This is a genomic window from Pseudomonas sp. Z1-12, assembly GCF_051132015.1.
In the GTDB taxonomy this organism is placed as follows: Bacteria; Pseudomonadota; Gammaproteobacteria; order Pseudomonadales; family Pseudomonadaceae; genus Aquipseudomonas; species Aquipseudomonas zanjanensis.
Genome location: NZ_CP071647.1, coordinates 4,083,370 through 4,099,662 on the forward strand (window position 1 = coordinate 4,083,370; position 16,293 = coordinate 4,099,662).

Here is a 16,293-nt window from a genome sequence, read left to right on the forward strand (position 1 = left end):
GCAGCTAAATATCCAGTTAAAAAAACTTCGTTATTTTCTATCAATAACTAAAAAAGACACTGCTTTATTGTGAACAGCTGATTACTTCGTCCATTCAATTTGAAAGCTGTAGCGGCCTATTCGCGGTTCCAAGGCTTCGCGCTGTAAACCTGCGGAAATGCGAGCGACAATCCCGCGGCGACTGTCCTGCACGATTTGGACCGTGACCTCGGTCAACCCGGCCGTCTGGATCTCCTGAGAAATCACTCGCGAGATCTCACGCTGTTGCAACGCCGGTTTGAAGATTTTGCCAACCGGTGTCAACGGCAGCGACTCCAACAGTTCGATACGCTTGGGCATCGCGGCACGTTCGCTGATACGCAGGTTGGCAAACTGCATCAAGTCATCTTCGGTGCAGGAGTGCCCTGGGCGCAGTTGCACATAGGCGACCGGTATCTCGCCAGCGTAGGCGTCGGGACTGCCGACGGCGGCCACCAGTTCGACCGAAGAGTGTGCCTGCAACACCTCTTCGATTTTCTTGGGATCAATGTTGTGCCCCCCACGAATAATCAATTCTTTCTTGCGGCCTGTAAGCCAGAAATAGCCGTCAACATCCTGGCGACCTAAGTCTCCAGTGTTCAACCAGCGCTGCCCATTGATCTCGATCCATACACCCAGGTTATGACTGGGTTCCAGATAGCCATGGAACACGTTGGGTCCGTGGATGGCGATGACGCCTACTTCTTCCAGATCGGCATCTCGCAGGTACTTACCCTGTGCGTCCAGCACGACGGCGCGCATGTCCTGATAGACCAGACGCAGCCCAATGGAGCCCACACGTCGCTCGCCCTGGGGTGGATTGACAGAAGACACGCAAGCGCCCTCGGTGAGGCCATATCCTTCAAGTAGGCGAACGCCAATCCGCCGTTCGAACTCACGAAAAAGCTCGACCGGCATCGGCGCCGCCCCACACAAGGCGTAGTTGAGGCTACTCAGGTCGTTATCGCCTGGATCCTGTTGCAGTAGAGCGGCGTAAAAGGTTGGCACGCCCGAGAAAAAATTCACGCCAAAATGCTCGACCATGTTCCAGAATCGCTCGATGACCTTCGGCCCCCGATATCCTTGGGGCGTGCCTAGGATGACGTGATCCCCTTGGGTCCATGGCATAAGACCAGTGACGAGTTGCCCATTGACGTGAAACAGCGGCAACCCGCAGAAAAGCACTTGGCCACTTTCTCGTGGTTGCATCTGGGCGGCCATTGCCCAAGCATTGAAAACTTCCGAGCCGTGTGTGCGTGCGGCAATTTTCGGCAGGCCTGTAGTGCCTCCCGTACAAAAATACGAAGAAATTTCGTCCTCACTGATTTTTCGGCCGCTTTTTAGCGTGTCGGCTGGTTGAAACATCATCAATGCGCGCAGATCGTTGTGGATGAGCACCTGTTTATGTAGGTCCCGTTCCTGCATGGCCATGGTGCGCAAGGCAGCACCGAACTGGTGGTTGACGTAAGGCTCCATGCTCACCCAGACAACGTGCCTGAGGTCAGGAAGATGACTGAGCTGACCGGCGATTTTCGGCCAGAGGTCACTGCCTGGCATGGGCGCTAGCGTCACGACTACACGGGCATTGGCGGCACGCAACAGATCGGCTATTTGCGAGGCTTCCAACAGCGGATTGATTGCCATGACGACGCCCGCCGCCTCTCCTCCCCATATTGTGAAATGAGTTTCAGGCAGATTCGGCAGAACAAACGCTATCACCTCGCCCGGGACAATACCCAGATCATGGAAGGCGTTGGCCGCACGGGTGATCTCGGCGAAGAGCTGGGCGTAATTCCACTCATGGGTATGGGCGAAGTCAGCGGCGTCGACAAAAAAACTTAATGCGGAGGCTTGTGGATTACGTTGCGCACAACGCTGCAGCGCTTCATACGTGTTCGGCGCTAGGTCGCGTTCAACGAGCGGTACGGATTCCAATGCATGAATATCGTCGAGGGTTTGGATAGGCATCAGATTTGCTCCACGACACGGTTGCGCTGAATGCCCAGGTCGATCACACCGTCGGCGCTACGAATGCGTGCCTCGACGATATCGCCAGCCTTGAGGTACTGAGTTCGGCTTTCTTGTGCCTTGAGAAACATTTTCCACTTGGTCGCCTCGGGCAATAAGGCCGCGATACGCTGTTTGGCCGGCGACGGTACGGTTAACGCGCAGCCCGCGGGCGTTCCGGTGGCTATCAGGTCGCCTGCAGCAAAATCCTGAACGCCTGACAATTCGCTAAGGGTTTCCGCCGGCCCAAACACCAGGTTTGCCGTGGAGTCGCACTGACGGACTTCATCGTTTACCGTTAGGCGCAGTTCCAGATTTCGTAGGTAACCCATTTGTTCGGCGCGTAGCAGGCAGAGGTAAGGACCAACAGGCCCGAACGTGCGGAAACTTTTACCTTTATAGAACTGCATTTGGGGGATCTGGATATCCCGCGCAGAGTAGTCGTTGACGATCACGACGCCAGCGACGAATTGGTGCAGATTATTTTCATCTACCTTGACCCTGGCGCTGATGTCGCTTCGCATGACAAGCCCGAGTTCGATCTCATAATCGAGAAAGCGCACCTCGCGTGGTTTGACAAGATCACTGTGCGCCGGCACTAGGCAGCTGGTCGCCTTGGTGAAAATCATGTTGAATTTCTTCACGTCGGGATCCATCCCGGACTCGATCATGTGTTGCCGGTAATTGGCGCCCTGGCAAACGAATTGTTGATTTCGGGTGATGGGAGATAGCAACTCTACTTCTGACTCAGCCAGCTCCGTTGTGCTCAGCCGGGCAAGATCATCAATGTCGTTATGCCGGATAAAATCGCCGGTGGTTTCAAAATGGCCCGGCACCACGGTGATACGACCCTTGCGTATCACGCCCCAGTGGATGCCATTGCGATATAGGAAGCGAACAACGTTTACAGCAGACATTGGGGTTACTCCTGGGACTTCGGTAGGTCGGTGCGCTGTGGCATGTGTAGGCTGACTCGCCTTCGAGAGAAATCCGGCGGCTAGGCGACTACCCTAGGCAAACATTCGCAATAGGCTGGCGAGCTTGCGCAAGGTGACATCCGGGCTACGCCTGAGGTTGCGGAACAACATGCGCAGGTTGGGCAGACTCATTCGCGGCCGCGTAAAACGCTTTGGCATGCGTTGCCCCCACTGGGCCATTGCTTTGGCGCTTACGGCATGGACCCCACAAGGTTGAGTCACGGTAAAAACATCCCCATCACAGTAATGCTCATGCTTGTCGCCCCAGGGGTCCTGCCAATAATCGAAGATCTGACTGCCAAGGATATGGCGACCAATGCCCCAGGAATGGTTCCAGCCCCGCTCCTGTAGCACCCGTTGCCCCATGCCGACCGCATCGGCATCGACAACTTCAAAGGCGCTGTGGCTGTAGGCGGCCATAAACCCCTGGGCTATTGCCAGCGTGTGATGGTCGGCCGGTGTTTCGCCCAGGTCTAGACGCAGAAAGCTGACAACGGGCGAGCCGTCGGATAAGACTTGCACATCGCTTGGGATGAGTCCGAAATGCTTGGTGTACCAGGCACAGGTTGCTTGGTAATCGGCCACCTCAACGACAATGTGACCCAGCCTGAGCACTTGTGGCGGCTCGATCGGTGGCCGTTGAGTCGCGTTGATACGAGCGTGTTCCAGCGCCAGATTTAGCGGTAGCGCGGCCCTGTGTGGGAGGGAATCGGCATAGGTCTGGCCGTGGACCGCTTCAACGACGAAGCCGGAAGGGTCCGTCAGTCTGACGCATCTCCCCCCGCCGGGATGCGAGACATTTTCGACTGACGAGGCGCCAGGAACCAGCGCAAGGCGGTTCAGGTCTTCGAGGGTTTGGACGCTCAGTCCGATGCCGATGAAGCGCTCCTGTTTGGCTCGATGAACGCGATAGCAATAAGCCGTAGGTTCAGTCCCGCGCAGATAAAGCGTGCCTTCGGTTTGCTCAAGGACAGTCAAACCGAAGTCCGTCAAAAAGCGCGCGGTCTTGTCCAACGCCGGTCTTTCAAAGATCAAATGCGTCAGGCATTGCGCCTTCACCGTGGGGTTTGGATGGCGGGCGGGCTGCGGTGTTGCCAACAAGAGCACGACGTCTGTGCGGGTCATTATTTTTATTCTCCACAATCTTTTCTTGGGCAAAGCATTGCCGTCACCCCTTGCTGAAGGGCTGTCACTCATTGGGAAAAGCGCTAGTCGAGCGTGGGCAGCGCCGGTAACTCCTGAGTTGCCAACATTCGCGCCTCCTCGGGAGGCAGACCTAAGGCCCGAAGCACCAGCTCTGCGTTATCGGCACCGGCGTCACGCCACGTCCGGTGTCCTTCCAACACCAGGAAAATCGAGCCTAGGACACTGCTGGAAATCAGCGTCACGACCCCCACCAATTGCTCCTGCCGGAAGGTGTAGCGACCACCGGCCATACCCCTGAGAAGGTCTGTCATCGCCTGGCTTGCAAACATCTCACGCAAGGAAGCATGGCTGCTGGCGAAGCGGTGCAGGAAAGCTCCCCACTGAGGCTCCTCGTGGGCTCGTCGAATAAAAAAACGAATACCAAAGGCAAGCGCCTGCGCCGGATCGTCAAGGCTGTGAACGCATTTGCGTATACGCTCATGCATCTCTCGGCCAAGGTGGCTGGCGACCGCTTCGAACAGGCTCTCGATGTTTTTGATATTGCTGTACACCGTTCCGCGGGCCACGCCCGCTTCTTGTGCGAGATCAAGAATGTTGATCTGCGTGGTGCCTCTTTCAGCAAACAAGCGAAAGGCTGCTTGATGAATGCGACGTTGGGTCGGATTCAGGGTTTCCATATTCAATCTCCAGTACACCGATGGGCCAATTGAACACTCGTGTTCATTTTTCGTCAACCCCTCTTCGTCCAGTTGCAGCTGCGGATATTCGAGACTGCCGTGAAATTTCCACGCATCTCGTAGATAAACGCGTGACAGCGTGAATCCCAGATTGACTAAATTGAACACTCATGTTCAATTTGAAGGTGCTCTGCCCTAAAATTTACAAAGTTCAAGACATGGGGTGGCTGACTACTTATCGACGAAGGTGCTACTCATGATTCGCTCAAAGCTGTTCGAGCCGCTTCGGCTACCCAACGGTGCTGTGATACCCAATCGGATTGCTAAGGCGGCAATGGAAGAGAACCTAGCGGATAGTGACCACGCGCCAGGGGAGGCGTTGATGACGCTATATCGGCGCTGGGCGCAAGGCGGCGCGGGATTGATCATCACTGGTAACGTAATGGTCGACCGGTACGCATTGACGGGTCCTGCAGGTGTGGTGCTGGAAAATGACCGTTATCTGAGTCGGTTCAAGGATTGGGCCGAGACCTGTCGCAGCCGTGGTGCGCAAGCCTGGATGCAAATCAATCATCCCGGCCGCCAATTGCTCGCAGCGATGGGACAACCCGCGCGAGGCCCTTCTGCCGTGGCACTGAACATCCCGGGACTGTCCAAGGCCTTTGCCCAGCCGGAGGCATTGAGCGAGTTGCAAATAGAAATATAGCGCTATGCCAATAGCGCGGTGTTGGCCGAAAAAGCCGGCTTCACTGGTGTCCAGGTTCACGCCGCCCACGGTTATCTTTTTAGCCAGTTCCTATCGCCGCTTACTAATCGACGCCTCGACCAGTGGGGCGGCAGCCTGGAAAATCGGGCGCGTATGCTGCTTCTAACCCTTGAGCAAATACGCAGCCGGGTCAAACCGGCATTCTGCATAGCCGTCAAACTCAACTCAGCCGACTTTCAGAGAGGCGGCTTCGGTGCAACCGATGCTGCCAAGGTTGTGCGGATGCTGAACGAGATGGCGGTAGACTTGGTTGAATTATCGGGTGGCAGTTACGAAAGTCCGGCCATGCAAGGCCAGACACGCGACGGCAGCACCCTCGCCCGTGAGGCCTACTTTCTGGAATTCGCCGAGCGCATAGGTGACGTTGCTTGCATGCCGTTGATGGTGACTGGTGGTGTGCGTAGAAAAGCCGTCGCTGAGCGAGTGGTGAGCGGGTCGGTTTCGATGGTAGGAATGGCCACGGCGTTGGCTGTCGAGCCTGAGCTACCGGGCCAGTGGGCGGCGGGGCGAGAATTGGATGTCTCTCCGATTGTTGTACCCTGGAAACACAAGGCATTGGCATCCATGGCAACGGCCGCTTTGGTCAAAAAACAGTTGGGGCTGTTGAGCCAAGGCAGGTCAACCGATCCCAAGGCATCCCCACTCGTGACGCTGCTCTCCAGCCAGTTAAAAGCTCGCCGGCAGACCCGAGTTTATCGGGAGTGGGTTGACCGAGCCTGACCAAGGTCTCGCTATGTCATGGCGGGGCAGGCAACGCTGCCTCGGCAATCTCCTTGGCCTTAGTGGAAGCGGCGCCCAGCGCCTTTAGAATCATCTCGGCAACACGGGCATCATGGCCGACTACGGCCCTGCCCTCCACCACCGCGCGCATTGCTCCGATTGTGCACGACAATACCAGGTCAAAGGCCGTGCTTTCTTCTTCATAAGCAAGCACGCCCTCGGCCAGCCCGGCCCTTAAATCTGTTTGCACATGAATCGCCAGCCTAGAGCGCATAGCACGGTCGAAATGGAAGACTCTCAACAACGCGCTGGCCCATTGAGGGTCATTGGACGCCCGGATAATGAACATCCGGACACCAATTGCCAATCGCTCGGCGCCACTAGGAACGTGTTGACTCAGGCTTGAGACGGCGTCTGAAAATTCAGTCGCCATCGCGATACCTACTGCTTCAACCATCTCGTCGCGGGTTCGGAAGTAGTTATAAATCGTGCCGTTAGAGACGTCTGCTTCTTCGGCAACTTCAAGCAATGCGATCTCGCCCAACTCTTTCCGAGAAAACAGCCGCAGTGCTGCATCCACCAGCCCACGACGCGTACGCTCACGCTTTTTGTGGCCGCGGGAAAGAGGCGGTTCGGCCGTAGGTGGAGTGGGCTGGGTGGAAGGCGCCATATCTAAGCTCTTATTCCGATGGACATGTGCATGTTAGTGGAAAGATCCTGGATGTTGGAGTCGCGAACAACCCCGAGCACATCGAGGCACTCTTCGACCATCTTTGCAGCCTGATCCCCAGGGCTGTGGTGCATGATGATCCGGTCAGGGCGCACGGCCACCAATGTCCCGGTCTTCGCCAGCGGCAGGAAGGCATTGTTCAGGTCCTCCAAGAACGCTGAGCCCTGTTCTCGTGATTGTCCATGGGAACCAATATGCAGGAAAACGCCTCCCACCGAGGCCCAAAGATCAACATGACGTTGGTCCAGCAAGGTGCGCGGGTCAACGCCAAACCCAACCAATGTGAGTTGATCCCCGAGACTGTCGTCGCTTAATTGGAACTGGCGGTTCGCATCCCGAACCCAGGCCTGTGGAAATAGTCCGCCACGGATCAGCTTGTCACCACGGCGATGGCACTGGAACAGGCCAGTCTTGAAAATGTTTTTTGGTTTGATGTCCAACTCTTCAAAAAAACGCCGGGTCGGCGGCGTCCATGACAGCGATCGCATCAGACCATGAATAAAGAAAGCGGCCAGCTTATTGCGAGGCATCACCAGGCGTGCCATCAGTTTCGCCATGTTGATCATTTGCTGTGCATGGGGACGACGTTCCGCGTCGTAGGAGGCCAGAACAGCGCTGGACGCCTGACCGCGAAGCACCCAGGCCAACTTCCACGCAAGGTTGGCAGCATCGCGCAGACCGGTAACCAGACCTTGCCCAACGAAAGGCGGCGTGATGTGAGCCGCATCGCCAACGAGAAATGCCCGCCCTTTCTGGAAGCTCTTGCAGCAACGCGCATGGAAGCGATAGACAGCCTTGCGCTCGATTTGCACTTCTTCGGTGGATGACCAAGGCAACAGCAGCTTGGCAACGTTCTCGGGTTTCTCCATTTCCTCACGCTTTTCCCCGGGTTGCAGCATGAACTCCCATCGCTCCCGTCCACCTGGGCCAGGCATGTGAGGTGTAGGTCGTTGTGGATTGCATAGAAATTCAACATGATTGATCGCCGTGTGATGCCGATTGCAGGCATCGACAATGAGCCAATCCTCCGCATAGGTGCTTCCCTGAAAATCTTGACCTATCAGCGTCCGAACTTTGGAGCTGGCGCCATCTGCTCCTACGAGATACTTGGCTCGAATGGCGTAGGTTTGACCGTCCTCACCGATCACAGAAGCTGTGACACCCTCCTCGTCTTCAATGAAACCTTCTAGCGCCATCCCTCCCATGCTGCTAACTGAGTCGAAAGTGCCATATCGCGCTCGCATCGCGTGCTCGAGATCTGGCTGGTAGAACGTCACAAGCTTCGGATGCCCGTCGAGGCTGCCACTGGTATTGGCTCGAGAAAACTGACCAAGCACCGGTGAATGCATACGGACTTCAGGAATCAGGACCTTCTCGAAGGCGTCCTCGGCCAGGCCAGCCAACTGCAGAATGCGCAGAGCCTCGTTATCCAAGACGATGGCTCTGGGCATGAGTACGACGTCGTGGGTCTTATCCAGTACCAGCGTCCTGACGCCATATCGCCCCAGTAGCGCGGCAAGTGTTGCACCAACCGGGCCATTACCAACCACTAACACATCAACCAAAAGGGGGGGCTGCTTGGGTGGGTTCTTATTGTTCATCTCGAGCTCTTCTTATTGGGGAGAGGCCGACCGCCCGAAGGACATGTCGTGAAGCAGGAACAGGTTATCCGCAAATGACAAAATCCTCAATATTGAGAAATCAATCATTTCTGGCTAGTAACCCGTTCCGCTCGAAGGAGGGTTCGCCGGCAGCAAGGATCGTTGCAAACTGGTGTCACGAGCCATCGTTTTAGGGGACGCCTGAAATAAAACTTCGGACCTGAAGGCGTCGTTGGCGCCCCTAACCGGCTATTAGCCGCCTGTTCCGAAGAGCAGATAGGCGATGATTAACCATTGTAATGATGACGCGTCGTGTTGCCCGTGGAGGCCGGCAGGGCTCATCTCGCTACGAGCGAGCACGCACCGACCGAGTCGTCGACTCCTTTTGAGCATTTTGCGGACATGCTCGCCCAGTGGACTGGTTATGCCTAAAATTCTCCGAAATCTAACATCCGCTCCGACCATGTTGACCTAAGCACGCGCTAGATTGGGAGTGGCGGAATGCATGTACACATTAGTGAGCTTCACCAGGAAAAGCAGGAAAAGCAGGAAAAGCAGGAAAAGCAGGAAAAGCAGGAAAAGCAGGAAAAGCAGGAAAAGCAGGAAAAGCAGGAAAAGCAGCGTCAACGCAAACCCAAACCTCCTGCAATCAAGAGTGAGATTCAATCCAAGTTCTTGACCGTGCCCTTCCACCCGCTGCGAATAACGCAGAGACAAACTCACCTACAGTCGGAAGAGTGATTGAAGCTCCGTCTCAATTGATCACGCCCCACACCCTGGTGAGTCAATGGTTAAAACGTGCAATAGCCAGCAAAGCTCAAAGAGGGCTACCTGATTAGGCGAGCCTGATCAGTTTTTGCACCGCTCAAATCCGTGTAGCGGGTCTGTCGCTGACCGGAAAACGCTGATACGGGGCTGCTTGCCCGCCCAAGAAAAGCAGAAGTACCAGCTCTCGGTGCATTTCGTATTCACGAAAAGCGCAAGGCCATCAAAGTAGGAAGGGTATAGTTTTTGGCGCGAGGTTTAGCGTGCCGGACCGCCGTATTGATAAGGACCATCGTGCTAACTCCGCTCATATGAATGAAGGAGTGTTGTAAAGTATTCAGAGTGCCAAGCAGCTCTAAAAACTGACTTACCAAGCGTCGAATTGATGCACTAAAAAATGTACTAAAAAATCGTGGATATTGATGTGTCAGAATGGATTTTACTGGAACGAAAAAAGAGACCGAAGTCTCTTTTTTTGGTTTCTACATACTTCAATGGAAGCCTATAGAAAAATAATTGGAGCGGGAAACGAGACTGGTATCTAGTGTCCGACTCATTGAAATCTAAGGGGTTTCTTTTCTTGCCGGAGCAGGAAAAGACTTGATTCTGGACTTGTTTTCAAAGCATCTCAAGAGGCCACGGGAGTGTTCCACGTTTTATCTCGCTCACATAGCCGTAGGCACTCATACAACGCGTACAAACGAATGTAGCCAGACTAGGGTTTCAAGCCAAGCCGCTCCATGGCCTCATGAGCCTCGATGATCATCCCGGACACCTCGGCGACGGTTACATGCAGCTTGGTTGCCCGCGATCTCATGTGTTCGTAAGCCTGAGTCTCGGTCAGGTTTTGACGTTCGACCAACACACGGATGGCTTTTTCGATCTGCCGACGGGACTTTATGGTCAACTCCAGCTTATCGATCTTCCCTTGCAAGCGTTCCTGATAACTGTACGAGGCCCTGGCCAGTACCAGCGTGCTAAGGATGCCGGAAGATCGAAACGGTTTTGAGATCACCCCGTGAGCCCGCGTATCGAGCAACAACTTCAAGATGGTCGGGCTTTCGTAGTCGGAAAGCGCAATGAGTGCCGCGTTGACGGAGGCACCCGACCAGATCTTGTTGCCTTCCAGCTCCTGGGTAATCTGAAAGAGAATGACGTCGACGTCCGCTGGAGGCTCCGAGGGGAATGGCCAGACGATCTTCACCCGGCAGCCAATTCTTTTCAGCTGCTGCATGACAATATCGCGGTCATCCCCAGGAGGATAAACAAACGCAACGCAAATGCTGCGCAAATCTTCATAGAGACGGCGAAGGCTGGAACTCATGGCGTTACCTCAACCAAAACTCAGAGAACCCGAAAGTGGAGAGGTAAGGATCGGGTTTGACCGGCCCAGAACCTTCCCATACGACGTCGAACTGCCCATCACTGCGGCAGATGCCGATTCGGGGCGTCAGGGCGCAATGGTTGTTTTCCGCATCAATCGCTATCGGCCCTTCTGGAGAAGCGAACTTCACCTTATGTACGGCGTCGACTAATTTGCGCCTGTCCAGACTGCCCACCCGCTCCAGGGCACGCGCAAACAGGTGAACCTGGGAATAGGCCATTTCCGACCAGGTACTGGTTGGACGGTCACCAAAGCGTGTGCGCCAAAGCTCAATGAACCGTTGATTGCTGTCGTTGGGCAGTGAACCGAAATAGGTGGCGGCGGTGACATGGCCTTCACACAGTCGCGGCCCGATCAAACGGATTTCTTCTTCGGTCATGGAGAGGCTGGCAATGGGCGTTTTTTTAGGATCAAGCCCATGCTCGCCATACAGCTGATAGAACGACCGCGCCGACTGTCCGACCAGGGTCGAGAAAACTACATCCGGTTGGGCTTCGCGAATTTCATTCAAAACGTCCTTGAGTTGCTCTACGCCTGCATCGATGGGCAAGTAGATCTCATCCACGATTTCGCCACCATATTGTTCAACGACGTCCCGCATGATGCGATTGGATTCACGCGGATAGATGTAGTCCGCGCCCACCAGAAAGAACCGTGTGCCCTTGTTCTGCAACAGGTAGGCGGCCAATTGAATGCTGTTCTGATTGGGTACGGCGCCGGTATAAATGATGTTCGGTGAATATTCGAACCCTTCATAGAACGAGCAATACCAAAGCAACGCGTTATGGCGTTCGATGAGCGGCAGCACCGCTTTTCGGCTGGAAGATCGGGAACAGCCAAAAATGACGTTGATCTCATCTTCGATCAACAACTTGCCGGTCAAGCGTCGATATTCTTCCGCAGACCCCTTGGGGTCATAAGCGGTTGGGATCAACGGCAGATTCAGGACGCCACCCAGTGCGTTTATTTCCTCGATCGCCAGCACGGTACCGAAAAAATGTTCGGCCTCGGTGACACCGGTAGCCCCCGAGCGCGAGTACAAGACGCCGATAGGCCACCCCTGATCTTTAGCGACTGCTGTCTTGGTGCTTGGCATGACACTTACCTATCGATCAAAAAATTCTTGTAGTTCGGTTACGGGCCTGGGGCTTTGGATAGCCAGCATCAACAATATCCTCGCTTTCTGCGGACTCAGGTCATTGGCGAAGAGGACACCCGCCTCTTTCAAGGTACTGCCGCCGCCAGTGAAGCCGTAGAGGGGCCTGACACGACCGCGGGATACGCGGGTGGCAATGACCACTGTGATTCCGGCTCCGATGGCCTGCGATATGGCCGTATGCATTTCGGCATTCACATTCCCTGCCCCCAGCGCCTGGATGACAATCCCCTTGGCGCCTGCCTGTACGGCGGCTTTCAGCGAGGTAGCGTCTGCGCCGGCGTAGAGGGCCACGATGTCAACGCGAGGCAAGCTGTCTCGCCCCAGTGAAAAGTATTGTCGACGACAGGATGAGCGATAAAAAATAACCCTATCGCCGTCCACCCGTCCGAGAAAACCAGCGTCGCCCGAGTTGAACGACTCCACGTCCGAGGTGTGTGTTTTGCTGACTTCCCGTGCTGCGTTGATCTGATCGTTCATCACCACCAACACGCCCTTGCCCAAAGATTCAGGCTCAACGCTGACCCTGGCTCCGCTCATCAGGTTGCGTGGCCCATCGAAGTCCGATTCGGATGCATTGCGCTGCGCACCAATGAGCACGACAGGCTTGCGGGACGTCAGCGTCAAGTCGAGAAACCACGCGGTCTCTTCAAGGGTGTCAGTGCCGTGGGACACCAACACACCCGCGATGTCCTCACGGGCCAACGCGGCTTCAATGAGCCGATGCAACTGTACCCAGCGCTGCGGCCCCATCTCGACTGACGGGACATTGGACAGGTTGTTGATTTCGAGCCGCGCGATCTTCGCTATGGCGGGCACGGCCTTGATCAAGTCGCTGCCCGACAACGCAGGTATCGGCGCTGAAGTCGAAGGGTCAACTTGCATGGCAATCGTTCCGCCTGTTGCGATGAACAGGCACAACGGCAGGTCGTCAGAACGGGACAGGACCATGAGCGTCACACCCTCAGATGGTTGAAAATGGCTTCGGTAGCACCCGGCCCGCAGGCGTCGCCTTCCTCTTCGATCTCGCCTTGCTTGAGCACCAGGTACCGATCCGCCACCTTCAATGCGAACGGCACATTTTGTTCGATAAGCAGCATGGTGGTGCCGTGGAGTTGCCGCTCATGCACCAGTGCGACAGCGATCCGGTCAATCACCGAGGGCTGCAAGCCCTCAGTGATTTCGTCCAGCAGAATGATGGAGGGGCGCATCATCAACGCACGCGCTACCAGCAGCATTTTTTGCTCGCCTCCCGACAGCGTGCCGGCGTACTGCTTCAGGCGGTCCTTGAACACCGGGAACACGGATTCTATGGCAGCGAAACGCTCATCGAACAACGCGTCTTTCTCGAGCCCCATACGCAGGTTGTCCCGGATGCTCAGCTCGGTGAAAAGCGCTTTTTCCTGAGCCGCATAAGCAATACCCGCTTGTGCGACTCGATGAGGCGACAGTCGGGTAATGTCACAGGCGTTGACTTGAACAGTGCCTTGTTTCTTGGGCAGGTACCCCATGATGGTCTTGAGCAACGTCGTCTTGCCCATGCCGTTCTTGCCCAGCAAAGCGACCGCTTCGCCGGCCGCGACTTTGAACGACATCTCCCGTATGACGACAGACGCCCTGTAACCGCTCGTGACCGAATTCAGTTCCAACGTGGCACCGTTCATACGACCTCCCGTGGAGCAAGTGCAGAACCGGCATAAATCGTCTTGACCAAATCCGAGTTGACGACTTCTTCGAACGTGCCCTGCATGACCATTGTCCCCTGGTGTAATACCACGATTCGGGTAGCGATCTGTTCCACAAAATCCAGATCGTGTTCAACCAGCAGGCAGCACAACTTGTAGCGGTTTGCGAGCATGGAAAGCACCACACCGATTTGCGTGCGCTCGGTCTTTGTCAGCCCTGCGGTAGGTTCGTCGAGCAGCACGATACGAGGCTCCAGGGCGAGCACCATGGCCAGTTCCAACGCTTGCTGTTCACCGTGGGACAAGTCTCGGGCGACCACGTCCAGCATGCTATCCAGCCCGGTAACCCGCAGAACGTCCAAGGCGTAGGATGGCAAGGCCAACGTATCCGCCCGAGTGAAGAACAAGGGCCGTTCGTGAAGGGTTCCGGCCATACGCAGACACTCGGCGACGGTCAGGGATTCGAAAATATTGGCATTCTGAAATTTGCGCCCAAGGCCAAAACGAACGCAGGCCTCGGCCGGAAGCCGACGGATATCGTGACCGCACAGATGCACCGTCCCGGATGTACGGTCAGCTCCATCGCTCATGCAGCGCATCAGCGTTGTTTTACCGGCACCATTGGGGCCGATCAGTCCAACCAGGTCACCGGCCTCGGCCTTGAGGTTGATCCCCTGCAAGACCTTGAGCGAACCATAACGCTTGGTGACGTCCTCCATGAGGAGCGCAGGCACGCCATCCGATTCGGGAACCGCTGTTCCTTCGCGCTCAACCAGCGCCGGTACTCGACGCGAACGTGCGCCGAATCCAAAGGGCTTGAGCAGCGCCGGAACAATCCCCTGCGGCAGCAAGACGATGACCAGCACGAAAGACAGGCCAAGGATCAGTTGCCACAAAAACGGCATGCGGCTGCCGAGATAGGCCGTGGCGACGTTAATCAGAATCGCCCCCGCCATGGGTCCCCACAACGTGCCGCGCCCACCCAGGGCAACCCAGATGATCAGCTCGGTACCCAAGACGAAACCGGATAACTCGGGCGCCACCACACCACTGAAGGCGCCGTAGCCAAAACCTGCGATCCCTGTAATCGCCGCAGTGGCGATCAGCAGCAGGATTTTGATGTTCGGGACATTGATCCCCAGGTACGCACATCTGGACTCGTTGTCACGTATCGACGCCAGTACACGCCCGGCATCACTGCGCACGAACATCCAGGCGAAAAGCCCTATCAATGCCACACCGCTCCCGGCGATCCAGTACCAGGCATCCAGCGACAAGTCGAAGGTGTCATAGCCGGTCAGGCCCGAACTGGAGCCCGTCCACTCGCCGCCGGACAGCAGCAACTGGGTCATTACAATGGGCAACACCAGCGAGATAACCGTCGCAAAAAACGGCGAGGCGCCCCGGTAGAAGGACAGCCAGCCCACCAGCCCGGCTACCACCATGGGGACGATAATCGCGAGCCCGATGGCGATGGCAATGGAGCCGGGAGACAGGCCAAAGTGAGTGAAAACCAAGCCGGCGGCATAGGCACCGAGACCAAAAAACGCCGACTGCCCGAAGGTCAGATATCCGGTGTAGCCCCACAGCACATCCACCGTGATAACGACGATCGCAAACAGAAAGGCCTTGATCAGCAGGTTGAGAACATAGCTGTCGAAAATCCATGGGCCTGCGACCAGCAATGCGATGCCGACCAGCGCCAGCACGCCCGAACGGCCCCATGCTCCGTGACGACGGTAGCGGGTGGATTGGGGGGGCGCCGCCTGCAACGTAGAGTTAGTCATGTGCGAACCCCTTTGGACGAATACGCAGGGTCAACGCCGCCAACACGGCAATCGTGAGACCGCCAAGAACCGGGCTCGCATAGGTGCTCACGATGACTTGGCATGCACCAAATACCGCGCAAGTCACGATCAGGCTGGGCATCGAATGTCCGGAGACCATGACGAGCATGAAGGCAGAAACCAGCCAGATAATCCCCATGCCTGGGTCAATGCTCGAGAGCGGGCTAATCAACGCCCCGGCCAATGTGCCCAGGCCCGCGCCCAGGCTGAAGGTAATGAAGCGTATGCGCCCGGCATGGATGCCCAGGCCACTGGCCAACTCCTCGTTCATGATGACAGCGCGGGTTTTGACACCGAAGCGGGTGCCATTGAGTAGCACCGTCAGCAACGTACACAAGCCGAGTGCCAAGGGAACCAACAGCAATCGATAAGCGGAGTAATCCGTTCCGCCCAACGACCAGGTGCCGGCCAACGGCACGTCTGCAAACTTCACGTCCCGGCCAAAGACGAGAATGATCAATTGACCGATTACGATACCCAACCCCCAGGTTGCCAGGATGGCATCCAGGGGGCGCTTATAGAGCGGCCGGACAATCAGATATTCGATGATCGCACCAACGATCATGCCGGTCGCGAACGCCAACGGCCACCCAAGCCAGGGACTCCATCCCAGTTGGGTCACGACAAACGCCGCGTACCCACCCATGGTCAGCAAGGCACCGTGGGCGAAGTTGACGATTTTCATGATGCCGAAAATCATCATCAGTCCCGCGGTCACTATGAACAGCATGGCTATTGTTGTTGTTATATCTAGAATTAACACCATGACGTCTCCCTCCGGGGAGAATGCAGCGTGAAGCGTTACTTAGAAATC

13 protein-coding genes and 1 pseudogene are annotated in these 16,293 nt (G+C 56.1%); 2 read left to right on the top strand and 12 right to left on the bottom strand.

Annotated elements, in window-relative coordinates; genetic code table 11:
• Positions 1–81: 81 nt before the first annotated feature.
• From J3P85_RS17230 to J3P85_RS17245, 4 genes are all read right to left on the bottom strand, one after another.
• Entirely contained in the window at positions 82–1,986 is a 1,905-nt protein-coding gene (locus J3P85_RS17230) for an acyl-CoA synthetase (protein WP_434702598.1), read from the bottom strand.
• On the bottom strand, positions 1,986–2,942 hold the full coding sequence (locus tag J3P85_RS17235) for a fumarylacetoacetate hydrolase family protein (protein ID WP_434702600.1): 957 nt from the start codon (positions 2,940–2,942) through the stop codon (positions 1,986–1,988). Before J3P85_RS17235 ends, J3P85_RS17230 begins: the two co-directional genes overlap by 1 nt.
• Before the next feature lie 93 nt (positions 2,943–3,035).
• Complete coding sequence (locus J3P85_RS17240; protein ID WP_434702601.1) at positions 3,036–4,127, bottom strand: VOC family protein; 1,092 nt, start codon at positions 4,125–4,127, stop codon at positions 3,036–3,038.
• 83 nt (positions 4,128–4,210) lie between these two features.
• Positions 4,211–4,825, bottom strand: coding sequence for a TetR/AcrR family transcriptional regulator (locus J3P85_RS17245; RefSeq protein WP_434575553.1), 615 nt, complete (start codon positions 4,823–4,825; stop codon positions 4,211–4,213).
• Positions 4,826–5,081: 256 nt separating this feature from the next.
• Here J3P85_RS17245 and J3P85_RS17250 point away from each other — a divergent pair.
• Positions 5,082–6,311 (top strand): annotated as a pseudogene (locus J3P85_RS17250) (NADH:flavin oxidoreductase/NADH oxidase family protein).
• A 16-nt stretch (positions 6,312–6,327) separates the two neighbouring features.
• Here the strand turns inward: J3P85_RS17250 and J3P85_RS17255 are convergent.
• On the bottom strand, positions 6,328–6,981 hold the full coding sequence (locus J3P85_RS17255) for a TetR/AcrR family transcriptional regulator (RefSeq protein ID WP_434577295.1): 654 nt from the start codon (positions 6,979–6,981) through the stop codon (positions 6,328–6,330).
• Between the two features lie 2 nt (positions 6,982–6,983).
• The gene (locus tag J3P85_RS17260; protein ID WP_434702603.1) at positions 6,984–8,642 is read right to left on the bottom strand and encodes a bifunctional 3-(3-hydroxy-phenyl)propionate/3-hydroxycinnamic acid hydroxylase; all 1,659 of its coding nucleotides are present in this window, start codon (positions 8,640–8,642) and stop codon (positions 6,984–6,986) included.
• A 501-nt stretch (positions 8,643–9,143) separates the two neighbouring features.
• Between J3P85_RS17260 and J3P85_RS17265 the strand changes: the two genes are divergently transcribed.
• On the top strand, positions 9,144–9,383 hold the full coding sequence (locus J3P85_RS17265) for a hypothetical protein (RefSeq protein ID WP_434702604.1): 240 nt from the start codon (positions 9,144–9,146) through the stop codon (positions 9,381–9,383).
• 739 nt (positions 9,384–10,122) lie between these two features.
• Here the strand turns inward: J3P85_RS17265 and J3P85_RS17270 are convergent.
• From J3P85_RS17270 to J3P85_RS17295, 6 genes are read right to left on the bottom strand one after another with little or no spacing between them, the layout of a single operon-like run.
• On the bottom strand, positions 10,123–10,731 hold the full coding sequence (locus J3P85_RS17270; RefSeq protein ID WP_092254720.1) for an ANTAR domain-containing response regulator: 609 nt from the start codon (positions 10,729–10,731) through the stop codon (positions 10,123–10,125).
• A gap of 4 nt (positions 10,732–10,735) precedes the next feature.
• Complete coding sequence (locus tag J3P85_RS17275; RefSeq protein WP_434702605.1) at positions 10,736–11,887, bottom strand: transporter substrate-binding domain-containing protein; 1,152 nt, start codon at positions 11,885–11,887, stop codon at positions 10,736–10,738.
• Between the two features lie 9 nt (positions 11,888–11,896).
• The gene (locus tag J3P85_RS17280; protein WP_434702606.1) at positions 11,897–12,898 is read right to left on the bottom strand and encodes an asparaginase; all 1,002 of its coding nucleotides are present in this window, start codon (positions 12,896–12,898) and stop codon (positions 11,897–11,899) included.
• 5 nt (positions 12,899–12,903) lie between these two features.
• Entirely contained in the window at positions 12,904–13,611 is a 708-nt protein-coding gene (locus tag J3P85_RS17285) for a branched-chain amino acid ABC transporter ATP-binding protein (RefSeq protein WP_434702607.1), read from the bottom strand.
• Complete coding sequence (locus J3P85_RS17290; protein ID WP_434702608.1) at positions 13,608–15,419, bottom strand: ABC transporter permease subunit; 1,812 nt, start codon at positions 15,417–15,419, stop codon at positions 13,608–13,610. Before J3P85_RS17290 ends, J3P85_RS17285 begins: the two co-directional genes overlap by 4 nt.
• On the bottom strand, positions 15,412–16,209 hold the full coding sequence (locus J3P85_RS17295; RefSeq protein WP_434702609.1) for a branched-chain amino acid ABC transporter permease: 798 nt from the start codon (positions 16,207–16,209) through the stop codon (positions 15,412–15,414). The genes J3P85_RS17290 and J3P85_RS17295 overlap by 8 nt, the downstream gene beginning before the upstream one ends.
• Positions 16,210–16,293 lie beyond the last annotated feature (84 nt).